At 39.9% G+C, this 23,487-nt stretch carries 24 protein-coding genes; 19 read left to right on the top strand and 5 right to left on the bottom strand.

What is annotated here, in order from left to right:
• Window positions 1-102 precede the first annotated feature (102 nt).
• The 5 genes from AB986_RS18025 to AB986_RS18005 all read left to right on the top strand — a co-directional run bounded on the left by AB986_RS18025 (window position 103) and on the right by AB986_RS18005 (window position 6,311).
• Complete coding sequence (locus tag AB986_RS18025; RefSeq protein ID WP_048313024.1) at window positions 103-1,872, top strand: PTS mannitol transporter subunit IIBC; 1,770 nt, start codon at window positions 103-105, stop codon at window positions 1,870-1,872.
• A gap of 27 nt (window positions 1,873-1,899) precedes the next feature.
• On the top strand, window positions 1,900-4,020 hold the full coding sequence (locus tag AB986_RS18020; RefSeq protein ID WP_048313023.1) for a BglG family transcription antiterminator: 2,121 nt from the start codon (window positions 1,900-1,902) through the stop codon (window positions 4,018-4,020).
• A gap of 1 nt (window position 4,021) precedes the next feature.
• Window positions 4,022-4,459: a PTS mannitol transporter subunit IIA gene (locus tag AB986_RS18015; RefSeq protein WP_048313022.1), complete on the top strand. Its 438-nt coding sequence runs from the start codon at window positions 4,022-4,024 to the stop codon at window positions 4,457-4,459.
• Between the two features lie 2 nt (window positions 4,460-4,461).
• Window positions 4,462-5,607, top strand: a complete 1,146-nt coding sequence (locus tag AB986_RS18010) for a mannitol-1-phosphate 5-dehydrogenase (RefSeq protein WP_048313021.1) — start codon at window positions 4,462-4,464, stop codon at window positions 5,605-5,607.
• A gap of 365 nt (window positions 5,608-5,972) precedes the next feature.
• Complete coding sequence (locus AB986_RS18005) at window positions 5,973-6,311, top strand: DUF1516 family protein (protein WP_048313020.1); 339 nt, start codon at window positions 5,973-5,975, stop codon at window positions 6,309-6,311.
• Between the two features lie 530 nt (window positions 6,312-6,841).
• Here AB986_RS18005 and AB986_RS18000 read toward each other — a convergent pair.
• The gene (locus AB986_RS18000) at window positions 6,842-7,354 is read right to left on the bottom strand and encodes an acyl-CoA thioesterase (protein WP_048313019.1); all 513 of its coding nucleotides are present in this window, start codon (window positions 7,352-7,354) and stop codon (window positions 6,842-6,844) included.
• A gap of 208 nt (window positions 7,355-7,562) precedes the next feature.
• Between AB986_RS18000 and AB986_RS17995 the strand changes: the two genes are divergently transcribed.
• From AB986_RS17995 to AB986_RS17985, 3 genes are all read left to right on the top strand, one after another.
• The gene (locus AB986_RS17995) at window positions 7,563-8,336 is read left to right on the top strand and encodes a divergent polysaccharide deacetylase family protein (protein WP_048313018.1); all 774 of its coding nucleotides are present in this window, start codon (window positions 7,563-7,565) and stop codon (window positions 8,334-8,336) included.
• Window positions 8,337-8,408: 72 nt separating this feature from the next.
• Window positions 8,409-8,978, top strand: coding sequence for a biotin transporter BioY (locus AB986_RS17990; protein WP_048313017.1), 570 nt, complete (start codon window positions 8,409-8,411; stop codon window positions 8,976-8,978).
• 59 nt (window positions 8,979-9,037) lie between these two features.
• Window positions 9,038-9,442 (top strand): DoxX family protein, encoded by a 405-nt coding sequence (locus AB986_RS17985; RefSeq protein WP_053216249.1) that lies wholly within the window; start codon window positions 9,038-9,040, stop codon window positions 9,440-9,442.
• 127 nt (window positions 9,443-9,569) lie between these two features.
• On the opposite strand, the gene AB986_RS17980 is transcribed toward AB986_RS17985, so the two are convergent.
• On the bottom strand, window positions 9,570-10,472 hold the full coding sequence (locus AB986_RS17980; RefSeq protein ID WP_048313016.1) for an aldo/keto reductase: 903 nt from the start codon (window positions 10,470-10,472) through the stop codon (window positions 9,570-9,572).
• A gap of 169 nt (window positions 10,473-10,641) precedes the next feature.
• Here AB986_RS17980 and AB986_RS22490 point away from each other — a divergent pair, with 169 nt between their 5' ends.
• The 5 genes from AB986_RS22490 (at window position 10,642) to AB986_RS17960 (ending at window position 14,407) form a co-directional block, all read left to right on the top strand.
• The gene (locus tag AB986_RS22490) at window positions 10,642-10,809 is read left to right on the top strand and encodes a hypothetical protein (RefSeq protein WP_161797404.1); all 168 of its coding nucleotides are present in this window, start codon (window positions 10,642-10,644) and stop codon (window positions 10,807-10,809) included.
• Between the two features lie 606 nt (window positions 10,810-11,415).
• The gene (locus AB986_RS17975) at window positions 11,416-12,516 is read left to right on the top strand and encodes a M24 family metallopeptidase (protein ID WP_048313015.1); all 1,101 of its coding nucleotides are present in this window, start codon (window positions 11,416-11,418) and stop codon (window positions 12,514-12,516) included.
• A gap of 129 nt (window positions 12,517-12,645) precedes the next feature.
• On the top strand, window positions 12,646-13,083 hold the full coding sequence (locus tag AB986_RS17970; RefSeq protein ID WP_048313014.1) for a disulfide oxidoreductase: 438 nt from the start codon (window positions 12,646-12,648) through the stop codon (window positions 13,081-13,083).
• Window positions 13,080-13,544: a thioredoxin family protein gene (locus AB986_RS17965; protein WP_048313013.1), complete on the top strand. Its 465-nt coding sequence runs from the start codon at window positions 13,080-13,082 to the stop codon at window positions 13,542-13,544. The genes AB986_RS17970 and AB986_RS17965 overlap by 4 nt, the downstream gene beginning before the upstream one ends.
• Window positions 13,545-13,657: 113 nt before the next feature.
• Window positions 13,658-14,407: an SDR family oxidoreductase gene (locus AB986_RS17960; protein WP_048313012.1), complete on the top strand. Its 750-nt coding sequence runs from the start codon at window positions 13,658-13,660 to the stop codon at window positions 14,405-14,407.
• A gap of 47 nt (window positions 14,408-14,454) precedes the next feature.
• On the opposite strand, the gene AB986_RS17955 is transcribed toward AB986_RS17960, so the two are convergent.
• Complete coding sequence (locus AB986_RS17955) at window positions 14,455-15,669, bottom strand: DUF819 family protein (protein WP_053216248.1); 1,215 nt, start codon at window positions 15,667-15,669, stop codon at window positions 14,455-14,457.
• A 169-nt stretch (window positions 15,670-15,838) separates the two neighbouring features.
• On the opposite strand from AB986_RS17955, the gene mscL reads away from it, so the two are divergent.
• From mscL to AB986_RS17930, 5 genes are all read left to right on the top strand, one after another.
• On the top strand, window positions 15,839-16,354 hold the full coding sequence (mscL, locus tag AB986_RS17950; protein WP_048313011.1) for a large conductance mechanosensitive channel protein MscL: 516 nt from the start codon (window positions 15,839-15,841) through the stop codon (window positions 16,352-16,354).
• A gap of 109 nt (window positions 16,355-16,463) precedes the next feature.
• A complete protein-coding gene (locus AB986_RS17945) occupies window positions 16,464-17,150 on the top strand; it encodes an alpha/beta hydrolase (RefSeq protein WP_048313010.1) in 687 nt (228 codons plus the stop codon).
• Window positions 17,151-17,246: 96 nt separating this feature from the next.
• Window positions 17,247-17,885 carry a nucleotidyltransferase domain-containing protein gene (locus tag AB986_RS17940; protein ID WP_048313009.1) on the top strand — a complete coding sequence of 213 codons (639 nt, stop codon included), beginning with the start codon at window positions 17,247-17,249 and terminating at the stop codon, window positions 17,883-17,885.
• Window positions 17,886-17,955: 70 nt separating this feature from the next.
• Window positions 17,956-18,285, top strand: a complete 330-nt coding sequence (locus AB986_RS17935) for a tRNA-binding protein (RefSeq protein ID WP_048313008.1) — start codon at window positions 17,956-17,958, stop codon at window positions 18,283-18,285.
• Window positions 18,286-18,377: 92 nt separating this feature from the next.
• On the top strand, window positions 18,378-19,136 hold the full coding sequence (locus tag AB986_RS17930) for a nucleotidyltransferase domain-containing protein (RefSeq protein ID WP_048313007.1): 759 nt from the start codon (window positions 18,378-18,380) through the stop codon (window positions 19,134-19,136).
• A 49-nt stretch (window positions 19,137-19,185) separates the two neighbouring features.
• On the opposite strand, the gene AB986_RS17925 is transcribed toward AB986_RS17930, so the two are convergent.
• On the bottom strand, window positions 19,186-21,135 hold the full coding sequence (locus AB986_RS17925) for an oxidoreductase (RefSeq protein WP_048313006.1): 1,950 nt from the start codon (window positions 21,133-21,135) through the stop codon (window positions 19,186-19,188).
• Window positions 21,136-21,250: 115 nt separating this feature from the next.
• Window positions 21,251-22,108: a DegV family protein gene (locus AB986_RS17920; RefSeq protein WP_048313005.1), complete on the bottom strand. Its 858-nt coding sequence runs from the start codon at window positions 22,106-22,108 to the stop codon at window positions 21,251-21,253.
• A 147-nt stretch (window positions 22,109-22,255) separates the two neighbouring features.
• Between AB986_RS17920 and uvsE the strand changes: the two genes are divergently transcribed.
• Window positions 22,256-23,221, top strand: a complete 966-nt coding sequence (uvsE, locus tag AB986_RS17915) for a UV DNA damage repair endonuclease UvsE (protein WP_048313004.1) — start codon at window positions 22,256-22,258, stop codon at window positions 23,219-23,221.
• Window positions 23,222-23,487: the final 266 nt, after the last annotated feature.

The following is a 23,487-nucleotide window of genomic DNA, read 5'->3' as shown; positions in this document are numbered from 1 at the left end:
GTATCAAGTTTTAGTGAAGCACTTGCAATATAAGAAATGTCAACAAGTCGCCGGACAAAATGAAAACGCTTTTTACGATACGTAAGAAAGGGAGGATTTATAATGAGTGAACAGAATTCAAATGAGAAATCTGGATTGAAAGTCAAAGTTCAGCGTTTTGGTAGTTACTTAAGCAGTATGATTATGCCAAACATTGGGGCGTTTATTGCTTGGGGTATCATTACTGCACTGTTTATACCGACAGGATGGACACCGAATGAAAACCTAGCTGAGTTAGTAGGTCCAATGATTACTTATTTACTTCCACTATTGATTGGTTACACCGGGGGTAAGATTATACATGGTGGCCGAGGCGGAGTAGTTGGTGCTACAGCCACAATGGGTGTCATTGTTGGAGCAGATATTCCAATGTTTCTAGGGGCAATGGTCATGGGTCCTCTTGGTGGTTATGCTATCAAGAAGTTTGACCAGGCTATCCACGGTAAAGTCAAATCTGGCTTTGAAATGCTTGTTAATAACTTTTCTGCAGGAATTATTGGTGGTTTATTAACGATACTAGCATCAATCGCAATTGGGCCTGTGGTGCTTGGTCTAAATAAAGCACTTGCAGCAGGAGTTCAGGTTATCGTTGATGCGGGTCTTCTACCACTCGCAAGTATTCTAATTGAACCAGCTAAAGTTCTATTTCTAAATAACGCGATTAACCACGGTATTTTAAGCCCGCTTGGGATTGAGCAGGCAGCTAATACTGGGAAATCTATTCTTTTCTTACTTGAGTCAAATCCTGGGCCGGGTCTTGGTATTCTTCTTGCTTACTGGTTTGTTGGAAGAGGAACAGCGAAACAAACGGCACCTGGTGCAGCAATCATTCATTTCTTTGGTGGGATCCATGAGATTTACTTCCCATACATCTTGATGAAACCAGCTCTTCTACTTGCTGCTATTCTTGGTGGAATGAGTGGTGTGTTTACATTAACTATTTTCGGTGCTGGTCTTATTGCGCCACCTTCACCTGGTAGTATCTTTGCTCTCATGATTATGACACCACGCGGCGGTTATCTTGGAGTTCTAGCAGGTGTTCTTGTAGCCACAGCTGTTTCTTTCCTTGTCGCATCCTTTATCCTGAAACGATCTAAAGAAAGTGGAGAGGATATTACCGAAGCTACTGAGAAAATGGAAGCAATGAAAGGCAAGAAAAGCAGCGTTTCTTCAAACCTAACGTCAAATAATGAAGAAGTTAAAGAAGAAAAAACTTCATATGGTAAGGTTCTCAAGGTAGTCTTTGCTTGTGATGCTGGAATGGGATCAAGTGCAATGGGAGCTTCTGTCCTTCGTAATAAGTTTAAGAAAGCAGGCTTAACGGAAATTGAAGTAATTAATACGTCAATTAGCAATCTCCCAGATGATGCAGATCTTATTATCACACACCAGGATCTTACAGATCGAGCGAAAGCGAAACAACCTAAAGCAAATCATATTTCGGTTAAAAACTTCATGAACAGTCCGAAGTACGATGAACTTGTTGCTGAATTATCTTCTGCAGGTGAAGCGACAGTGAAGGAAGAAGTAGAACAAGAACCAGCAGAGAAGAAAGAAATTAATAAAGTAGTGTTTGCATGTGATGCTGGAATGGGATCAAGTGCAATGGGAGCATCTGTTCTTCGCAATAAGTTCAAGAAAGCTGGACTTCAAGACATTGATGTGACAAATACGGCTATTAGTAACTTACCGGATGATGCTGACTTAATCGTAACGCACCAGGACTTAACAGATCGAGCAAAAGCAAAACGTCCTGATGCTGAGCACATCTCTGTTGCGAACTTCATGAATAGTCCGAAATACGAAGAGCTTGTTGAAAGGCTTAAAAAGTAGGTATAGCCAGAATTTGAGGTGAACCATGTGTTTATTTCAGCAAGGGAGAGAAGAATTCTACAGTTGCTTCTGGATAGTAGTGAATTCTTTACCGTAAAAGGAATCGCTGAAGAACTAGAAGTGAGTGAGCGTACCGTACATCGTGATTTAGCCGGTGTAGAGGATATTTTGGCTGAATACGAACTTAAGTTAATTAAAAAAGCTGGAGTTGGTGTACAGATCGATGGTGAAGAGTCAAAGCGTAGTGAACTAATCACAACCATTTTTGACCTTCAGATTACTGAGTACACACAACAGGAGCGGGAGACGCTGATTCTATGTAAACTTCTAGAATCAGCAGACCCTATTAAGTTAGTAGGCCTAGCTAATGATTTAAGAGTTACGGTTGCTACGGTTAGTAATGATTTAAACAAAGTTGAAGAGTGGCTTCACAATTTGCAGCTTTCGTTAATACGAAGGCGAGGGTATGGTGTGCAAGTTGAGGGAACAGAAGCCTTGAAAAGGCACGCCATGAGTACTTTACTTGCTACTGAGTTTAATGATTCAGATTTCTTCACGTTGATAAAGCAATCCATTCAGAAGAAATCTCAAGGCACTCTTTTGGAATCTGCGTCTGAACGATTACTTGGTCTTGTAGACAGAGATAAGCTACTAAAGGTAGAGAAAATAGTCGATGAGGTAAACGGTGAACTACCCTATATGATTGCAGATAGTGCGTATATAGGTTTAATCGTTCACTTAACTCTTGCCGTTGAGCGAATTCAAAAGGGTGAGAAAATAGAAATTGATGATGACCATTTAAGTACGTTAAAGAGTACGAAGGAATTTCATTTTGGAAGATTGATTGCTACAAAACTTGAATCAAGCTTCAGAATAATCATTCCTGAAGCGGAAATCGGCTATATCACCATGCATATACGTGGGGCTAAGCTAAGAAACACGAGCGATTATTTTCTTGAAGAAACAAATTATCCAATTGTTGTTAAGGCGAGAGAGTTAATTCGTTACGTAGATGATCGAATGCATGCTGGACTAGAATCAAATGAGTCTCTTCTAGAAGGACTTGTTACGCATCTAGGTCCAGCAACTCATCGGATAAGACAAAACATGAATATTCATAATCCATTACTCTATAAAATCAAAGAGGACTATGCAGATCTCTTTGATTTGTTAGATGACGCAATTAAAGAGATTTTCCCAAATGTCCCAATACCAGAGGAAGAGGTTGGTTTTCTTGTTCTGCACTTCGGATCTGCTCTTGAGGGACGTTATGAGAAAAGAGATGTCTCGATACTAGCGGTCTGTTCTAGTGGAATTGGAACGTCGAAAATGCTTGCGTCACGCCTTCAACAAGAGCTTCCAGAGATAAATTTGATCAAGAGTGCGTCCTTGTTTGATTTAGAAGATGAAGATAAAGAAAACTATGACTTGATTGTTTCTACTATTCCTTTGCCAGACTATGAAGGACAGTATATAAGAGTCGATCCTTTCTTAACGAAAGAAGAAGCTTTGCGAATTCGTGGAGCCATTCAGACAAATTCTTTAACCAAAAAAAGAAAAGTTCTAGTTGAAAAACAAGAAGTAACATCTTCCTATTCTACAAAGAATCAAGCTATGAGTTGGTTCACAAAAGCAGAATTATACAGCAAGGCAGCTTCCTCAATCTTGAAGGGTTTTCGCGTTGTTGAAACATCTAACTCAAATGTTGAAACACTACTTGAACAAGAGTGTAAACGATTGGAGACAGATGGTATTCTGTCTCATTCATCCCATATAGTAACGGCACTCCTAGAGCGAGAAGAAAGAAGTGCTATTGGGATACCGGGTACTTCCCTTGCTCTTTTCCATACAAGAGCAAGTGGAATAACCACTCCTGTGTTTACAATTGTTCGATTGATAGAACCCATTAAGAGGAAGGCGATGGATGATTCTTTCATAGAAATGGATACAATCCTTCTTCAACTTGCTGCCGAAGAGTCATCAAGTGAAGACATTGAGGTAATGAGCTTCATCAGTTCATTAATTATTGAATCTAAACAAAGTATAGCGCTTTTTTCTGAGAGCGATCAGGAGACAATTGAAGTTTATCTCGCAAATAAGATTAAGAATTATGTAGAAAAACAATTACAAATCAAAGGAGACGATTAAGATGAATAAAGAAATTCTAGCAACTGAAAATGTGGTATTAAACGAAAAGGCTAGTTCAAAAGAAGAAGCGATTCGAATGGCGGGGCAAATCCTTGTAGACAATGGGTACGTAGAAGCAAGTTACGTTGATCAAATGCTTGAACGTGAGAAATTAACAACAACCTATATGGGGAATTCAGTAGCTATTCCACATGGCACAGAAGATGCGAAGAAAGCAGTAAAGAGTTCAGGGCTTTCGATCGTCCAGCTTCGTGAAGGAGTAGACTTTGGGGATGGAAATATCGCGAAAATCATCGTGGGAATCGCAGGAAAAGATAACGAGCATTTAGAAATCCTTTCTCAAATTGCTATTGTTTGTTCAGAAGAAGAGAATGTTGAGCAATTGATTCAGGCTGATTCGAAAGAAACGTTAATTTCTATGTTTGATGAGGTGAATTAATGATGCTAGCTGTTCATTTTGGAGCTGGAAATATAGGAAGGGGCTTTATTGGAAAGCTTCTTTCTCAAGCAGGATATGAAGTATGCTTCGTAGATATCAATGAAACAGTCATTGATGAACTGAATAAGCGTAATCGTTATACTGTCGAGATTCTTGGTGAGGAAAGTGAACAAATCACAGTGGATGGTGTAAGAGGGATCAATAGTCAGAAGAATCCTGAAGCTGTTGTAGATGCTATTGCTGAAGCTGATTTAATTACAACTGCAGTTGGTCCAACCGTTCTTAAGCTTATCTCCTCAGTTATTAAAGAGGGTATTGCGAAACGAATGGTAGCAGGAAAAGATCCAGTTAACTTTATTGCATGTGAAAATATGATTGGTGGAAGCTCGTTACTTAAGGATGCAGTTGCAGAGAAGATGAATGAAGCTGAGCGAGAATCTCTTAATGAGTATGCCGGCTTCCCAGATGCAGCGGTAGATCGAATAGTACCGAATCAATCACATGAAGACCCATTAAAGGTAGCGGTCGAACCTTTCTACGAATGGGTAGTTGACCAAACGATGATGATAGGTCACGTTCCTGATATTGCTGGACTGACGTATGTGAATGATCTTGCTCCTTATATTGAGAGAAAGCTTTTTACTGTCAATACAGGGCATGCCATAACAGCTTACCTTGGTTATCAAGCGGGAACTAACACGATAAAGGAAGCACTTGAGGATAAAGGTATTTACTCTGATGTGAAAAAAGCCTTAGAAGAAACTGGAGAGTTATTACAACAAAAGCACGGTTTTGAGTCTAGTAAGCACGATGCTTATATTACAAAGATCCTTAGCCGCTTTCTGAATCCACATCTTGTAGATGAAGTTACTCGTGTAGGGCGTGCTCCAATTCGTAAACTCGGGCCTAACGATCGACTAGTAGGGCCAGCTAGACAGCTTGTTGAGTTAAACAAAGAACCAACATATCTCGCAAAAGGAATTGCAGCAGCATTGCTATTTGATCCACAAAATGATGAAGAAGCTGCAACAATCCAAAATAAGATTAAAGAAGATGGAATTACAAATGCCATTACTTCGTTTACAGAAATTCAAGAGGGAGATCAGCTATTCCAAATCATTATGAAACATTTTGAGGAAATGAAGTAGTTGATCTGCTGAAAGAGAAGCTCATGCTGGAGCTTCTTTTTTTATTTGGCTCTTTTCTAAAAGATCGTTGCTTTTGAAATAATTATTGAATAAAAAAACACACTTCGCTGATTGGAGCGGAAGGAGGCTCACCGCCCGCCACGCGGAAAGCGAGCATCCCGCAGCGGAAATCAAATGCTATACAGTAATAGCAACAATGTCTAAGAAAAGAGCCTTTTATTTTCACTATATTAGTCATTATAGGTTCACATTAGCATAAATTTTTTGAGACTATTTCATATTAGGACTTGTGTCCGTTCTACTTCCTATCTACTATTAAGGTATGGCAATTGTCATAACCATAAAGAATTGGAAGGGGAACATTAATGTACAATATTCTACTACAATCTCATGCGGGGTCATGGGCGATCCTTGTTCTACTATTAGTTGTCAGTTACTTCGCCCCTAAACAAAAAATCACGCCGATGATTCAGCGTTTATTCTACCTAATTATGATTATTTCTGGGGTTGGTATGCTAGTAATGCTCGGATTCCCACTTTTATATGTTTTCAAAGGTATCCTTGCTATTATGCTAATCGGATTTATGGAAGTAATTGTAGGGCGTAGAAAACGCTCTGAATCCACGAAGAAATTCTGGATTGGGGCCATTGTTTTACTTCTTGTTATTCTTGCAATTGGTTATAATCTCATTTCATTTAATTAATAACACGAACAAAAGCGACGGCCGTCTTCGGCCGTCGCTTTTGTTCCATCCAGCTGCAGTGCCCCAGTCCCTCGATCGCTTCACCTTATGAAATGAACACAAAGAACGTGTTCTTTTTAAAAGGCTTCAACGCTTGTCGAGGCTAAACGGGCACTTTCGCTTTTGTATCTTCTAGCTGCAGTGCCCCAGTCCCTCGATCGCTTCACCTTATGAAATGAACACAAAGACCGTGTTCTTTTCATAAGGCTCCAGCGCTTTTCGGGCCTACCGGGGCACTTCCGCTTTTGTATCATCCAGCTGCAGTGCCCCAGTCCCTCGATCGCTTCACCTTATGAAATGAACACAAAGAACGTGTTCTTTACATAAGGCTCCAGCGCTTTTCGGGCCTACCGGGGCACTTCTGCTTTTGTATCATCCAGCTGCAGTGCCCAGCCTCTCGATCGTTTCACCTTTTAAAATGAACACAAAGACCGTGTTCTTTTTAAAAGGTTCCAACGCTTGTCGAGGCTAAACGGGCACTTCCGCTTTTGTTATTCCCAGGGTTTTTGGGTAGTTAGGAGGCCGGCTAGTTCTTTACTTGCTTGACGGTGTTCACGGCGTTTTTCTGCACGGGCTGGTGCTGTTTGGTGGAGGTTTTTTTCTTCTTCGGTTTCTGGTATTACTTTTGGAACACTCAGCGGTTTTTTGTTTTCATCAAGGGAAACGAATGTAAGGAAAGCTGTTGCTCCAATTTTTCGTTCGCCAGATAAGAGGTGCTCGGCGATTACTTTTACGAACACTTCCATTGAAGATTTACCGGTAAAGGTAACATATGCTTCAAGACAAACAGAGTCGTCAGGTGTAATTGGATAAAGGAAATCTACTGAGTCCGTTGACGCTGTTACGACTTCACTTCGACAATGACGCATGGCTGCAATTGATGCGATGTCATCAATGTCGCGCATCAGCTGACCGCCGAATAGAGTTTTGTGGTTATTAGTTGCTTCAGGGAATACGTGGCTTGTTTTGACGACACGTGATTCACGAATGTATTTGTTCTCCATGGTTGTCTCTCCTTTAAATCAATATGCTTTTCTTGTAGTCTATCTTTACTATGCCCTTGATTACTTCCTGAAAAACCTCTCTCTAGAAGAGGAAGTAAAAGAAATTAGTTAAAACACATCGTTTGTAGGGGATTTCTTCCATATCAATAGAAAATTCATTAAGCTACTATAGGTAGGGGAAGGTAAGGAGTGAAAGGAGCGTAAATAGATGAAAATGTTCTTTTGTATTCTATTGCTCATTACATTCCTGCCAAATGAAGTGTCCGCTGAACGTATGAAAGAAGATAGGGAACTTGCGATCGTGATTGATGATTTTGGGAATAACATGGGGGGAACGGAAGAAATGCTAAAGCTTCCTGTTACATTAACGGTTGCGATTATGCCATTTCTCGAAACAACCGAGCGTGATGCTAAACTTGCTCACAGCTTTGGGCATGAAGTGATTGTTCATGTTCCAATGGAACCACTTAGAGGCAAGAAAAGCTGGCTTGGGCCAGGTGCTATTACAACAAACTTATCGAATGGTGAGATTAGGAAGCGAATTAATGATGCTGTGGATGCGGTGCCACATGCGGTTGGGATGAACCATCATATGGGTTCCAAAGCAACTGCCGACGAGAGGGTAATGAGAATTGTTCTTGAGGTCTGCAGAGAAAGAGGTCTTTACTACCTTGATAGTAAAACAACGGACAAGAGTGTCATTCCAACGTTAGCAGAACAAATTGGCGTTCCGTATCTTGAAAATGAACTGTTTTTTGATGACGTCTATACGCTTCGACATATGAGTCGAAAAGCGCAAGAGCTAGCTGAACGACTGAAAGATCATGAAGCACATATAGCCATTGGACACGTAGGGATTGCAGGGGAGAAGATGGTAGCGGTGCTAAACGAATACATCCCTATCTTTAAGGATGAGGCAGTGATTGTTAGATTATCTGAGATGATTCCAGGATTTGAGATGATTGATGAAAGTATGCCATAAGAACCTTTCTCTTCCTTTGTTTTAATGTTAACTTATTAAATGAAGTAGTTAACATTTTTGGGGGGGAGAGAAATGAGGCAAGCAAATAAGCTTCGAATGACGATCGTATGTGGAATTTTTGCAGCAGTAACTGCAATTCTCGCTCAAGTAGAAATTCCACTACCACTTGTTCCGATAAGCGGTCAGACATTAGCAGTAGGTTTAACGGCTACTATTCTCGGTAGCCGCTATGGTGCAATAAGTATGATTTGTTATGCGGCACTTGGAGCAATTGGTTTACCAGTATTTGCTCAAGCAAAAGGGGGACTAGGCGTTCTTTTTGGACCTACAGGAGGATATATTTTTGCTTTTATTGCGGCAGCTTATGTAACAGGATTAATTCTTGAGAAGACATCTTTTTCATTTGTAAACGCTATTATTGCAAATCTCTTTGCTATGATGTTGATCTTATGTATTGGAACGATTCAGTTAAAATTTGTTGCAGAGTTAACTTGGAATGACGCATTTGCTTTTGGGTTTTATCCTTTTGTGGTCGTCGGTATCATTAAGGCACTTCTTGCGAGTTGGTTAGGAGTAACGGTGCGTAGACGACTCGTTCAAGCAAGGTTATTACATAGTAGTCAACAACCAGTTAAAGCATAAAGTGATCCATATAAGCTTCCCAAACGTTAGCTAAGAAACAACAAAATGGGGTGTTCGTAGTGGGATCAAAAATTGAATGGGGATTACTAGGAGGAAGATTGACTCTTGGTATCATTATGTTGGCTCATGGCATACAGAAGCTTGGCGGAATCGAGAGCACGGTTGCAATGTTCGAAAAAATTGGTCAGCCAGCTTGGCTTGCTTACGCTACAGCCATTATTGAAGCTGCCGGAGGAGCCTTTCTTATTCTAGGGATTTTCGTCGTGCCATCTGCCATTTTACTTGGATTAACGATGATCGGAGCTATTGTACTTGTAAAGTTTCAAATGGGGTTAATTGGTGGGTACGAATTCCCACTTTCTCTACTTGGCTTATCTTTCATTCTGGCGTTTACAGGCAGTAAGAAGTTTGCCATCTCTGAGGTGCTACTAAATAAGAATAAAGAAATAGATCAGCACAGTTAATGTGCTGATTTTTTTTAGGGGAAAACGAAAGTTAAACAAACGTTTGATTAATGGAGTAGGTCTTAGCATATCAATAGAAATAAAGCATCTTCTCTAGAGAAGATGCTTTTGAATACAGGTGGTTAGTTTATGGAATGTCATATCCCATTGAGCTTGTAAGAATTTCAAACCACTGGTCGCGTGTTAACGAGTAATTTAATGCATCAATTGCGCTGTCTATTCGTTCAGGTTTTCCTGAGCCTACAATTGGCATTATGTTTGCTGGATGATTTAATAGCCATGCGTAAAGAACTTGATCCATGCCTTCTGCACCAATTTCAGATGCTACTTTCTCAACTGTCTGACGAAGACGAACGGCTTTCTCATCATTAGCAGTGAAAACTTGTCCACCTGCAAGAGGAGACCATGCCATTGGTTTCATTCGCTTTTCCTGACATAGGTTAAGGGTACCATCTTCAAAGTTTTCCAGGTTATAAGCAGATAGCTCAATTTGATTCGTAACTAAAGGCTGGTCAACATAAGATTGCAACATATTAAATTGGTGATCCTTAAAGTTAGAAACCCCGAAATGACGAACTTTACCTTCTTGTTTGAGAGAGGAAAAAGCTTCAGCAACTTGTTCAGGGTCCATAAATGGATCCGGACGATGAATCAAAAGAACATCAATATGATCAATGCCTAGAGATTTCAGTGATTGTTCAGTAGATGCGATAATATGCTCTTTGCTCGTGTTGTAATGGTGAGATTGATGTGCTGGACGATTTGGAGATTCAATTACGATACCGCATTTCGTCACAATTTCCATTTCATCGCGAAGAGAAGGCTTAAGCGCAAGCGCTTTGCCAAAAAGCTCTTCACATTCGTAACTTCCATATAAGTCAGCATGATCAAACGTGGTTATACCGCGTTCAAGGTTATGTTCAATTAGAGAGTGTGTTTCTTCGCTTGATTGCTTCCAATCAGCAAGACGCCAGAGACCATGAATGATGCGGGAAAACGATAAATCATTCGTTATATCAACACGTTGCATTAAATTACCTCCTAAAAGTATGTATGTACATCTAACATATTAGTGTAATAAAAACGCTTGCACAACCAAAACGTTCTTGGATACTAAGAAGTTTCTCTTAATGATAATGCTTCTCATTATCATTAAGGCGTGCTATACTAATGAAAACTATTGGAATTAGAGGTGTGAAATGATTGATATCATACAAATCTCAATGTTCTTGTTGATCTTGGTTCTTTCATTCGGTGCATTTGCGGTCGTCCTTAGAGCTGAAGCGATAAAAAGTGGATATATGCAAAAGAAAAGAGTAAGTCGCCCAGAAAAAGCATCTCAATTCATTTATAGAAAATCGTATTGACTTTATAATTGATAAAGATTATCATTATCAGTACAGAAAGATAAACATGAATGGTGTTCCCCGACACGTTCAAATTGCATAACTCAAACGAAGCGAAGTTCCCTCTTCTCAGTTGTTTGAATAAAGTGGCTGCCTATTGTAGGCAGCCCTTTTTGTAGTTTAAGAAGGCTCTTTTCGTTGACATTGTTGCTATAGGTGATCAATTTACGCTCCTACCCGCTTTCCGCGCTCCTCGTCGCTAACGCTCCTGCGGGGTCTCACCTGTCCCGCTAGTCCCGCAGGAGTCGAGCATTCTTCCGCTCCAATTAGCGAAGTCAGGTTCTTTTAAGAAAATCCTTTCAAAACAACAATCTTTTAGAAAAGAGCCTTTATGAAAGATTGTTGTTTTTGAAACAATTATTGAATAAATCTCAACACTTAGCTGATTTCCGCTCCAATCAGCTAAGTGAGGTATCTATACAAAAATTCTTGCAGTAGCAACTCCACTAAATATAAGCGGGGTTTTTGTTAGCGTTGGGTTTGAGTTATTTATGATAAGCTAGTGATGAAATTAAACTACTTATCAGGTAGTTAGTTGCTAAAGTAATCGAAAAAGGATGTGCTATTATGAACGAACGTTTAACCAAATTTACTGAGTGGCTTACTGAGCAGAATCAGGATTTTGCTTTTATTCATTCACCATCAAATGTTTTCTATTTAACAAACTTTCATTGTGAGCCACATGAAAGGCTGCTTGGTCTTTTTGTCATTCCGAATCATGAGCCTTTTCTAGTCTGCCCGGGTATGGAAGAATCGCAAGCACGTGATGCAGGTTGGAGATACGATATTATCGGATATAGTGATTCAGAAGAACCGTTTGACTTTATACATCAAGCATTGAAAGCAAGAGGTATACAAAGTCCTTCATCAGTTTCAATTGAAAAATCTACACTAGCTTATGAGCGTGTTGAAAAGCTTCAGAATCTATTCTCAGGGCTTAAGTTCCATTCAGCAGAATTCGGGCTTAATGAACTACGCCTTATTAAAGACGAGAAAGAAATAGAGATCCTAAGAGAAGCAGCATCGCTCGCTGATTTTGGTGTCCAAACTGGAGTAGCGGCTCTTCGTGAAGGCGTTACTGAAATGGAAGTTCTTGCGACGATTGAATTTGAATTGAAGAAAAAAGGAATTCGAGAAATGTCTTTTTCTACGATGGTTCTATTTGGAGAGAAATCTGGCCAGCCTCATGGAAATCCAGGGCAGCGTAAACTGAAAACAGGCGACTTAGTGTTATTCGATCTTGGTGTCGTTTTGAATGGTTATTGTTCAGACATCACTAGAACGGTTGCTTTCGGAACTATTAATGAGAAACAAAAAGAAATTTATGAAACAGTGTTACAAGCACAAAACGAATCACTAGCTATCTCTAAGCCTGGCACGCGTCTTGGTGATATTGATCTAGCTGCTCGAAATGTTATTAGTGATGCTGGTTATGGAGACTACTTCCCTCATCGAATTGGACATGGCATTGGAATCGAAGTACATGAGTATCCTTCGATGAGTGAGAAAAATGATAGCCTTCTTCAAAAAGGAATGACGTATACAATTGAACCGGGTATCTATCTTCCTGAAGTTGGCGGAGTTCGTATTGAAGATGATGTACTTGTCACAGAAAATGGATACGAGACGCTCACAAAGTTTCCGAAAGAGTTACAAATTATTAAGTAATAACAAGCCGGCTCTTCACAAGAGCCGGCTTTAAAAAGTAGTGGAATTGTCACGTTTGGTCTATATATCACGATCTGTGATGTGTATAATGGGGTTATTATTTCAGTGTGAAAGAAGTGAAGTTCACGAATGGATAAAGAGAAAAAAATAGAGTATCTGCTTTTTAGTGCATGGGCGGTTTCCGTTTCTGCTCTTGCAGGAAGCTTATATTTCTCAGAAGTACTTAAATATGAACCGTGTGAATTATGCTGGTACCAGCGAATCCTCATGTACCCTCTTGTTCTCATACTAGGTATTGCGATGGTGAAAAAAGACGCCAAACAGTGCGTGTATGTTTTGCCACTTGCAGTTATTGGAGGTAGTATTTCAGTTTATCACTACCTCATACAAAAAGCGGCGTTTTTTGCTGATTCAGCACCGGCTTGTGGAAGAGTACCGTGTACAGGAGAATACATTAATTTACTTGGGTTTATTACAATCCCTTTTCTTGCTTTACTAGCTTTTGCGAGTATTGCCATTCTAATGATCATCCTTTATAAACTAACCAAAAAGGAGAAAACCAAATGAAGAAAGTTATTATTTTTCTTGGAATTGTCATCGTCATATTTGGGGCATTAGCTGTTGTCACAAATATTAGTAATAGTGAAAAAGCTGAAGGTAATCCTTACGGAAAAGACTCACTCGATCCTGCGACAGTGGATCAACTGGAAGATCCACTTTATCAGAATCAAATTTTACCTGATGAACTAGAAGAAATGCTATCCAACGAAGAAGATGCATTTGTTTATTTTTATAGTCCTACTTGTATTCACTGTAAAAATACGACACCAGTCCTCGTACCAGTTGCGGAAGAAATGGGAATTGATCTAAAGAAATTTAACCTTCTTGAATTTGAGAATGGTTGGAATGATTATGCTATTGAATCGACCCCAACACTTGTTCGTTTCAAAGATGGAAAAGAAGTGGATCGTATTGTTGGCACTCAATCAGAAGATACGTTCAAACAATGGATTGAAACAAATAAGTAAAGCTAAAGCACCCCTCTAGGGTGCTTTTTTGGATGTAAAGAGAATACAGGAATGTTTAGTTATTACACTCCCGGGAACTAGTGTGGTGAAGATAAAACGAAAGGTGGATATTCATGAGTCATATTAATGGTAAGGTCGTTATTATTACTGGAGCAAGTAGTGGAATTGGCGAGTCTACAGCTAAAAAGTTGGCAGGTGATGGAGCGAAAGTAGTACTTGCAGCACGTCGTGAAGATCGCCTAGAAGAGCTTAAAAAAGAAATTACAAACAACGGTGGCGAAGCAATTATTCAAAAAACAGATGTCACTTCAAGAGAGCAAATGCAAGCTCTAGCTGATAAAACAATTGAAGAGTATGGTCAAATTGATGTTATTATCAATAACGCCGGCCTAATGCCCCTCTCGTTCTTAAATAAACTTAAAATTGATGAGTGGGACAAGATGGTAGATGTTAATATTAAAGGTGTTCTTTACGGTATCGCAGGCGTTCTGCCACATATGGAAGAAAGAAAATCAGGACATATTATTAATGTATCGTCTGTTGCAGGGCATGAAATAATGCCAGCAGGAGCAGTCTATTGCGGTACGAAGTTTGCAGTACGTGCCATTACAGAAGGACTTCGTAAAGAGATGTCACCTTCTACGAATATTCGAGCAACGATTATTTCTCCAGGAGCTGTTGCAACCGAATTAACAAATACGATCACTGATGAAGATGTGCAAGAGAAATTAAACAATCGCGGTCCTAAGGGCCTTGACCCACTTGATCCAGAGGCAATTGCAGATGCTATTTATTATGCAGTTGGTCAACCAGATAGTGTTTCGATTAATGAAGTACTAGTGCGCCCAACATCTCAAGGTTAATACACATAAAAACCGTGCTCCAGTTAGGAGCACGGTTTTTATATTGGCTAGAGCATAGTTGCTACCATTTTAGCGAGTTGAGCACAGAGCACAGCTGCGTAACTACCCACAACGTTACCTACAATTCCCATCAAAAGTCCCACTGGAGCTAAAGAAGGTTGGAATACAGACGCAACGATAGGAGCAGAGCTTGTTCCACCGATATTACCTTGAGAGCCTACGGCAACGAAGAATAAAGGTGCTCGTAGTAATCTTGCTGCGATAAAGATCACGAGAATGTGAATGCTGAGCCAGACAATTCCCATTAGAACATATTGTGGGGAATCAATGACGTACGTAAGGTCGGCTCTTGCACCAATGGTTGCGAGTAAAAGGTAAATGGCAGTGTAACCTACTTTACTAGCACCATAGCCTTCTAGTTTCTTCACTGGTGTGAATGAGAAAAGAATTCCGATGGCAGAAATAATCATAACTGTCCAAGTTGTCGTTGAGAGAACAGCTGACTGAGGAAGTTTCTCTGCAATTTTAAGAACAATATAAGATACACCAAAAGCTAATCCAAGCAGACCAAGTAGTTGTGGTACCTGAATAGGTCGCTCGTTTTTGCGTTGAATGTCGTTCATTTCTTTATTTACACTTTGAATAATCGAATCATCCGCTTTGTTCCATTTGTTGAATTTATCCTGAAACCCAGCTAGGAAAATCATGATTCCCATCCAACTGTAACCCACGACAGTATCTACTACGATAATTGGAGACAGAATCTCTTTAGGTGTTCCTACAGCTTCAATCATAGCGGCCATGTTCGCTGAACCGCCAATCCAACTCCCTGCTAATGCTGCTACGCCTTTCCATGCGTCCTCAGGTAACCATGGCTGGAAAATAGCAAGAGCAATGGGGCCACCAATAATGACCCCGAGTGTACCAGCGAGGAACATTAATAAAGCTTTAGGTCCAAGTCGTAACGTTGCAGGAACGTTAGCTGATAACAAGAGTAGCAGCAGTCCGACTGGAAGAATGTATGTGGCAACAAATCCATATAGGGACGACTCTTGCGGAATGATTGCAAAGGTCGTAGAAAGCATAGGGATAAAGTATGTCCAGATTAACGGCGGTGCATAGTGGAATAGTTTCTTAAGAACAGGGTTCTTTGATTCCCCCAACATAAAGATAAGTCCAACTACTACCGTTAGGTAAACAAATACAGCCATAGGATCTTCTATTAATGGAGAAGCCTTTGACCAGGAAAGTGCAAATATCATGTTGTTCACTCCTTGATGTTAGCTCTAGTCGTAAACATAAATTATATCACCTCTTATCTATTTTTTGCTTTCAATACGAATTGTAGGAAAATTGAAATGATTATAAATCATAGCTTGTATAATTGCTGCATACATATTGTGGAGAGTAAGCATAAAGGAGTGAGTTCCCATCGGTATTTTAAATGAATTTCGTCACTTTGCAATAAGAGGGAACGCAGCTGATATGGGAATTGGTATTGTGTTAGGCGCGGCGTTTAGTAATTTCATAAATTCACTCGTATCTGATATTATCCTTCCACCAGTAGGATTGGTATTAGCAAGAATTAACTTTTCGGATATGTTCATTAGCTTGAATGGGCATTACTATCCATCCCTCTCAGATGCTCAAGAGGCTGGAGCAGCTACGATTAATTACGGAGTATTTCTGACAACCTCCATTCGTTTTATCATTGTATTTTTTGCTGTGTTTCTAGTCGTTCGTCAACTTAATCGGTGGAGGAAGCCCGGCCAAGATCCCATTAATGCAATGACGCGTAAAGAATGTCCTTACTGTTGTACGCCGATCCCGTCTCGTGCTGTTATTTGTCCTAATTGCGCAACCTCCTTACAAAAGGAAGAAGAAAAGTCGAAGCTAGCCCTTTATTTTAATAAACCTTCTTCATCTAGAGACTCAATTAGAAGATAAAAGAACTTCTTCTGTTAAAGCAGTTCGTCCTTACTTTCCTGATGATTAACATCTTTCGTAGAGTGGTATTATATAAATTAAAACCACTGAACGAAAGGCGAGGAGAAATATGGTTGGATGTATGCTTATTCATGGTTTTACTGGTGCGCCTTATGAAGTTGAACCATTAGCAGAGTATTTTAGAAGCCATACCAATTGGGTCATTTCTGTACCAACGCTTCCTGGACATGGAGAAGAAGAAACTTTGCGAGGCGTTTCTTTCAATCAATGGATTGATACTGCTGAAGCAAACTTAAAAGAGTTAATGCAGAAATGTGATACAGTCTATGTTATAGGATTTTCAATGGGTGGCGTGCTTGCAGGTTATTTAGCTACAAAATATCAAGTGGATAAGCTGGTGCTTTTGAGTGCTGCCATTCACTATATTCATCCTATCCAAATGATGAAAGACATTGGTGGCATGATAACAGACTTAAGGAGAGGGACCCTTCTTCAAAACGAATTGTTTAGTCGCTATAGTAAAAAGCTGAAAACCACGCCTGTACTTGCATCTATTGAGTTTCGTAAACTTGTTCAGAAACTCAAACCGTCTTTTAAAAGAGTATCTGTCCCGACAATCATTCTTCAGGGAAAGCTAGATGGAATGGTCCCATATAAAACCGCTCACACAATCTATCATCTCATTAATTCAAATGAGAAGCAGATTTGTATAATGGAGAAATCAAAGCATCTCATCTGTCACGGTGAAGATCAGAACGATGTAATAGATAAAGTCTTTCATTTCCTCACCAATTAACGTTTCACATATCAATTTATTTGGTTTCTATTATGCGGGCCGGAAACACATTTGCTTGCTCCTTCTTAGGGTCTCGTCACAAAGGAGAAAAAACCTATGTTAAATCCACTCATGACTCCATTAATGATTGAAAAATATGCAAAACGCCTTGTCGATCGATTAAAGTCTTCTACTTTACGCGGGATTGTTTTGACAGGAAGCTTCGCTAGAGGAGAAGGCGGTCCATTTTCTGATTTAGATGTCTGGTGTTTCTACCATGATAAGAAAATAAAAACGTCATCTCTACCTGAATTAGCGGGAATCACTCTGGATTTGAGGGAAGTATGTCTTAAAGATTTCAAGAATGATGCTGATGGAACAAGAGAATACGTAGCTCCATGCTTTGAGCAGCTTATCGTTTTTGGAGAGACACCATTTGTCTTGCCTTCTCGAAAGAAAATAAAAGAAGGTGTCTTACATCTACTCGTATCTATTGAACAGAGGTTAACTCGAACTATGCCTCCTGTAAATCATTACGAGATCCTCAATGATGTCATGTACCTCCTCCGGATTGAACGCTATCTCAGTACATTTCAGTATCCATTAACATTATCAGAATTATATGCGAATCAATTGGAGGAAAAAGATCGTTTGCTTGTTGAATATTATTCCTCTTACTTATATAGAGATAGAACGGTTAGTGAAGATGAAATTCGAAACGGGATGGACGGATTTCTAAATAAACGTTTGCAGTAGAAGGAATCTACATATAGTAAGCGAATGAGTAATAAGAAATAGGTATCGAATTAAAGGTAAGGTGAAGAGTATGGCTACATTTGAAGACTTTCTGAAGTTGGACATTCGAGTCGGCGAAATTATAGAAGTTAACGATTTTAGAAAAGCTCGGAAACCGGCCTATCAATTAAAGGTTGATCTTGGGGAAGAGATGGGCGTCAAAAAGTCCAGTGCTCAGATAAAAGACTTATACAATGAGGAAGAGCTTATAGGAAAACAGGTGATGGTTGTAGTTAATTTTCCTGCTCGGCAAATTGCAGATTTTATGTCAGAGGTTTTGGTCCTAGGTGTATACGGTGAGAACGGAGTGGTTCTAATCAAACCGGATCAAAGAGTAAGAAATGGAGATAAGCTTGGGTAAAGGGATGCTGTTGTGCATCCTTTTTTTGGTTGTAGGAAATGTAAAAAATGGGATATGATGAGGTGATATCAATTCTGTGGGAGAGGTGTTAGATGGTGAAGCAAGAGCGAGCGGTTGACGCTATTTCAGCTAGTTTAATGAGTGATCCATGCGTCAAAGCAGTTTTTCTAAAAGGATCTATGGGGCGAAATGAGCATGATGAAAACTCAGATGTCGATCTATATTGTCTAGTAGAAGAGGAGGACAAGGAAGCCTTTCTGAAAGATAGAAAATCACATGTGGAATCTTATGGTACTCTTTTATTCTATGATGAGATTTTTATCATTGCACCGCAGATTATAGCAGTGTACGATGATATGCTTCACCTCGATCTATTTACTGTGACGGACGAGACAATTATCGAAAAGGACTATTTTTCAGTTTTATATGACCCAGACAATCGAATGGCCAACTATGATCAGCATTTAACTTTATCTCATCAGGAGTTTATCAATGATGTTGATGATACAGCCTTCTTTTTGTTTCAGTATGAAAAAGCGAAAAGAAGAGGAAATAAAATATGGTCCGTTCAAATGCTAAACAACGTCATGGTTCACTTTGCAAGAGTACTTTTACATCGCTACCATCCAAATAGAGCACAACTCGGTCTGAAAACGCTCGACTCAACGTTAGATGGTGAACAAATCGATAAAGTAGAAATGATTTTCCGACATCTAACCGTTGATTATTATGAAACAGCAGCTGAACTGATTAGAAGCTGGTTAAATGAAGAAAAAAAGTGGATCTTGGAACAAATGGAAGAAACGACATATACGCAAGGGTTTTTGAAGGAAATGATCGAATGTAATTAACATTCATCTAAAGGAAGAAGAGGTGCTAGAGCACCTCTTCTTGTATCTATTATAAGTGGTTAACGGGTATTGTCTCTGGCTCAAAGGCGATTTTTGCACCTTCATAAATGGCTCTCTTAGCATCAAGTTCACCCGCAAGGCGGGCACCACCAATAATCGCGATTTGGATGCCTTTTTGTTCAAGAGCTTGGTATTCTCGAGGGATGTTAGATTCTTGCCCTGCTGCAAGAATAACCGTATCTGCTTCAAGTGTTTCCTGCTTTCCTGTCTTCGTATCCTTAATTCGAATTCCATTCTCCGTAATTTCTTCATACGCAAGGTTAGTGCGGAAGCGTACGCCATTTTGTTTTAATTCTTGTAGCATAGCCCATTTCGTTGTTTTGCCAAGTCCCTCACCCATTTTTCCGTTTCGTCTAAGTAAGAGGATGTCGTTTATTCCTTTTTCTATAAGGAAATGTGAAACGTCACAACCAATTCCACCTGCGCCAATGATTACAACTTTTTTACCAATTGATGCTGTGCCAGAAAGAACGTCAGGGTACTGAACCGTATGTTCAATACCGGGAATGACTGGTTGTCTAGGGGTAACGCCAGTTGCTAGAACGACAAGGTGAGGTGAGTGGGAAAGAATGTCTTCACTACTCGGTTTATGGTTTAGAGCAACATGAACACCTAATCGTTGTAATTCTGTTGTATAGAAGCGAATCGTTTCATCAAATTCTTTCTTAATCGGTATTTTGCGTGCCAGATTGAACTGTCCACCAATCGAAGGCCTCGCTTCATAAAGAACAACTTTATGACCTAATTCAGCATGAGCACGTGCTGCCTCCATTCCAGCAACACCACCACCGATCACTACTATATTTTTCGCGTTTTTTGTTTGTTTGATATGCCATTTATGTTCTCGTCCAGCTCGTGGATTCACGAGACATGAAACAGCTTTCCCTTCGAATGCATGGTCAAGACATGCTTGATTACATGCAATACACGTGTTGATTTGATTAAGTGTCTCTTCTTTCGCTTTTTTAAGTAAGTGAGGATCAGCAAGAAAAGGTCGTGCCATCGAAACCATATCCAGTTTGTGTAGCAGCTCCTCTGCGAGTTCAGGGTCATTAATACGATTACTGCCAACGACAGGAATGTTTACAGCCTGCTTAATTTGTAAGGAAGGCTCGATGAACCCAGCTCTAGGTACCATCATAGATATGGTCGGTACAGTTGATTCATGCCAGCCTATGCCGATGTTTAGAAGATCTGCTTCGTTTGCTTCTAAACGTTTTGCAAGTTCAATGGTTTCCTTAGGTGTTGAAGAATTTGGTACAAGATCAAGCCCTGACATTCGAAAAATGATAGGATAATCATCACCAACAGCTTGTCGGACCGACTTTAGTACTTCAATAGCGAATCTTGTTCTTTTCTCAAAATCTCCGCCCCATTTATCAGTCCGCTTATTCGTTGAGGGCGAGAGAAACTGGTTAATCAGATACCCCTCAGAACCCATGATTTCTACTGCATCAAATCCTACTTCCTTTGCTTTTCTACCAGCCTCAGCATAAGATTCAAGCAAATTGAGAATATCAAGCTCAGATAGTTCTACTGGTGTTTCTCTGTGGATGGGAGACTTTATTGGAGAAGGTGCTACTGATGGCACGCCATTCATTTCTGAATAGGCATAGCGCCCAGCATGAAAGAGCTGAGCAGCAATACGGCCATTCGCTATGTGAACACGCTCAGTTAACCGTCTCATTACATCTAAATCTTCGTCACGGTAGAACCCAAGAAAGTGATGTCCACCATCTCCTTCAGGTGAAACTGATATACCACCAGTTACAATAATTCCAGGACCATAAGCTCCTGACCGTTCAGTATAAAAAGAAATCAGCGCTTCTTCTTGTTCTTTGCTTCCTTCCATACCAAGGTGCATAGAACCCATCATAATTCTGTTTGGCAATGTTAACCTTCGTAATTGAATTGGTTCAAATAACTTTTTCCATTCCATTTCTATTCACCACACTTCTTCGTTTTGAACACAATTCGATGAATGGTCATTCATTTCCTGTTTTTTTCTTATTTGTCCATAAAAAAACGTGCTTGCGCACGTTTTTCAACTTTATTTATTTCTTTTTAAATGCGACTAGGAGAGCGCCTTCACCTGCATATGTTCCAATGAGTGGCCCCATTGTAGATAGAATAACACCTTTGAATTTGTACCGCTCTTGAATTTGTGCGACTAGCGCTTTGGCTTTATCTTCGCAGTTGCTGTGTGCTACAGCAATTACTTTGTCCTCAAGATTATGACCATATTCTCCAATTTTCTTGATAAATTCACGCACGGCACGTTTGTTTCCTCGTACTTTATCAAGTACTTCGAGGGATCCATCTTCATTGCTTGCTCTCATTAATAGCTTGATATTAAGTGCTGAGGCAATTGTTCCTCGTACACGATCAAGTCTTCCGCCCTTAATAACGTTTTCAAGCGTATCAAGTAGAAACATGGTAAGCGTATCTTCTGTATACTCATGGGCTTGTTCAACAATAGACTCAAAACTTTCCCCGTCACGAGCCATTTCAGCAGCATGACAAACAATTACGCCAAGTCCTGATGAAGCTGTTTTGGCATTAATTACTTCTACGGTCCGATCAGGATGTTCCTCATGAAACATTTTCTTTGCTAGAACAGCGTTATCATAAGTGCTACTTAGCGCTTCAGAGAGGGCAATAACAAGAATTTTGTCTTCCGGGCTAGTTTCTTCATATTTTGTAAGAAAGTCCTGTGGTGATGGGGCAGAGGACTTAGGGAGTTCTTTTGATTCCTGTAATTTTTTATAAAACGTTGGTGAATCAAGATCGACCCCAGCTTTATATTCTTTGTCACCAAAGAGAAGATTTAGTGGAACCACCTTAACGTTTAATTCATTTAGCAGTTCTTCAGGGAAGTCAATACTGCTGTCCGTAATAATTTGAGTTGCCATACAATTACCCCTTTATTCAAATTACCCGCATCCAGGTATTATTTCTATTGTACCATGCTTCAACACGAAATAGATGTTAGATATAACTCATTGAATCTACCTATATTGGACACTCTAATAGAAGAATTTCTGTGAGGTGAAACGTGAATGACAATTATTCGACTTGGGTATGTTGCAATGAGCATGGAGCTTGTAAACAGTTCACCTTCTCAAACGATGACATTTGCCCAATTTCAAAAGCTAGAAAATAGAGAAGCTGCTATTCGTAAGCTCGAGAGAATTGCTAAATCAAATTTGCAAAATTGTCTACGGCTTCTCAAGCATAATAAAGGCAACGACATTCATTTCTTTCGTCTCAGTTCCAGGTTAATCCCACTTGCAAATCACGAGGCGTTAAGTGATTGGAATTACCTGCAGCCGCTAAAAAGCGAGTTACAAGAGTTAGGTGACTTCGCGAAACAAGAAGAGATGCGTGTTGACTTTCATCCCGATCATTTTGTCCTATTAAATTCTCCAAAGAAAGAAATTCTACAAACTTCCACAGCAACCCTTGCGTTACATGTGAGACTTCTTGAAGCGATGGGACTGGACATCACACATCGTTGTGTATTACATGTGGGTGGAGGTTATAACGATAAAGAGAAGTCGCTTGAGCGTTTTATTCATAATTGGATGTATACCCCTCAAAAAATACAGCAAACCATTATTCTTGAAAACGATGATACCACTTTTACACTACTTGATACGCTCTATTTGTGTGAGAAGCTGAACGTGCCGATGGTCTTCGATTATCATCACCACCTTGCCTGTCATGAAACGGAGGAGTGGGAAACTCAGTGGGCAAGAGTAGTAGATACGTGGAGTGGATCTCCATTACCTGTGAAGATGCATATCTCATCACCCAAAAACGACAAGGAATTTCGTAGTCATGCGGATTACATAGATGTTGATCTATTTTTTCAATTTCTAAACAAAGTGAGAGACAGCACCCCTCAAATCGACTGCATGATTGAAGCAAAGCAAAAAGATGCTGCGCTATTTCGATTAATGGAAGAGGTTAAGAAAAGGGATGACGTTGAAATCATCGATGGCTCTTCATTCAGATTAATTTAAAGGCTCTTTTCATAGACAATGTTGCTTTTACTGGCGTGCGGTGAGCATCCTTTCGCTCCAATCAGCGAAGTGTTGAGTTTTATTCAATAATTGTTTCAAAAACATGACTTAGGATTGGAGCGAAAATTAACCCACTCATATACCAACAATGTATACGAAAAGAGCCAATTTAAAAAACCGGGCACGGTGGCCCGGTTTTATTCTGTAATTCTTTTGCTTCTTTGTTTGGTTGTAGGGTTTGTTTGGTTGGCTTGCTCCACGGCTTG

The organism is Guptibacillus hwajinpoensis (assembly GCF_001039475.1).
GTDB classification, from domain to species: domain Bacteria; phylum Bacillota; class Bacilli; order Bacillales; family Guptibacillaceae; genus Guptibacillus; species Guptibacillus hwajinpoensis.
This window is presented reverse-complemented; position numbering and strand designations above follow the sequence as displayed.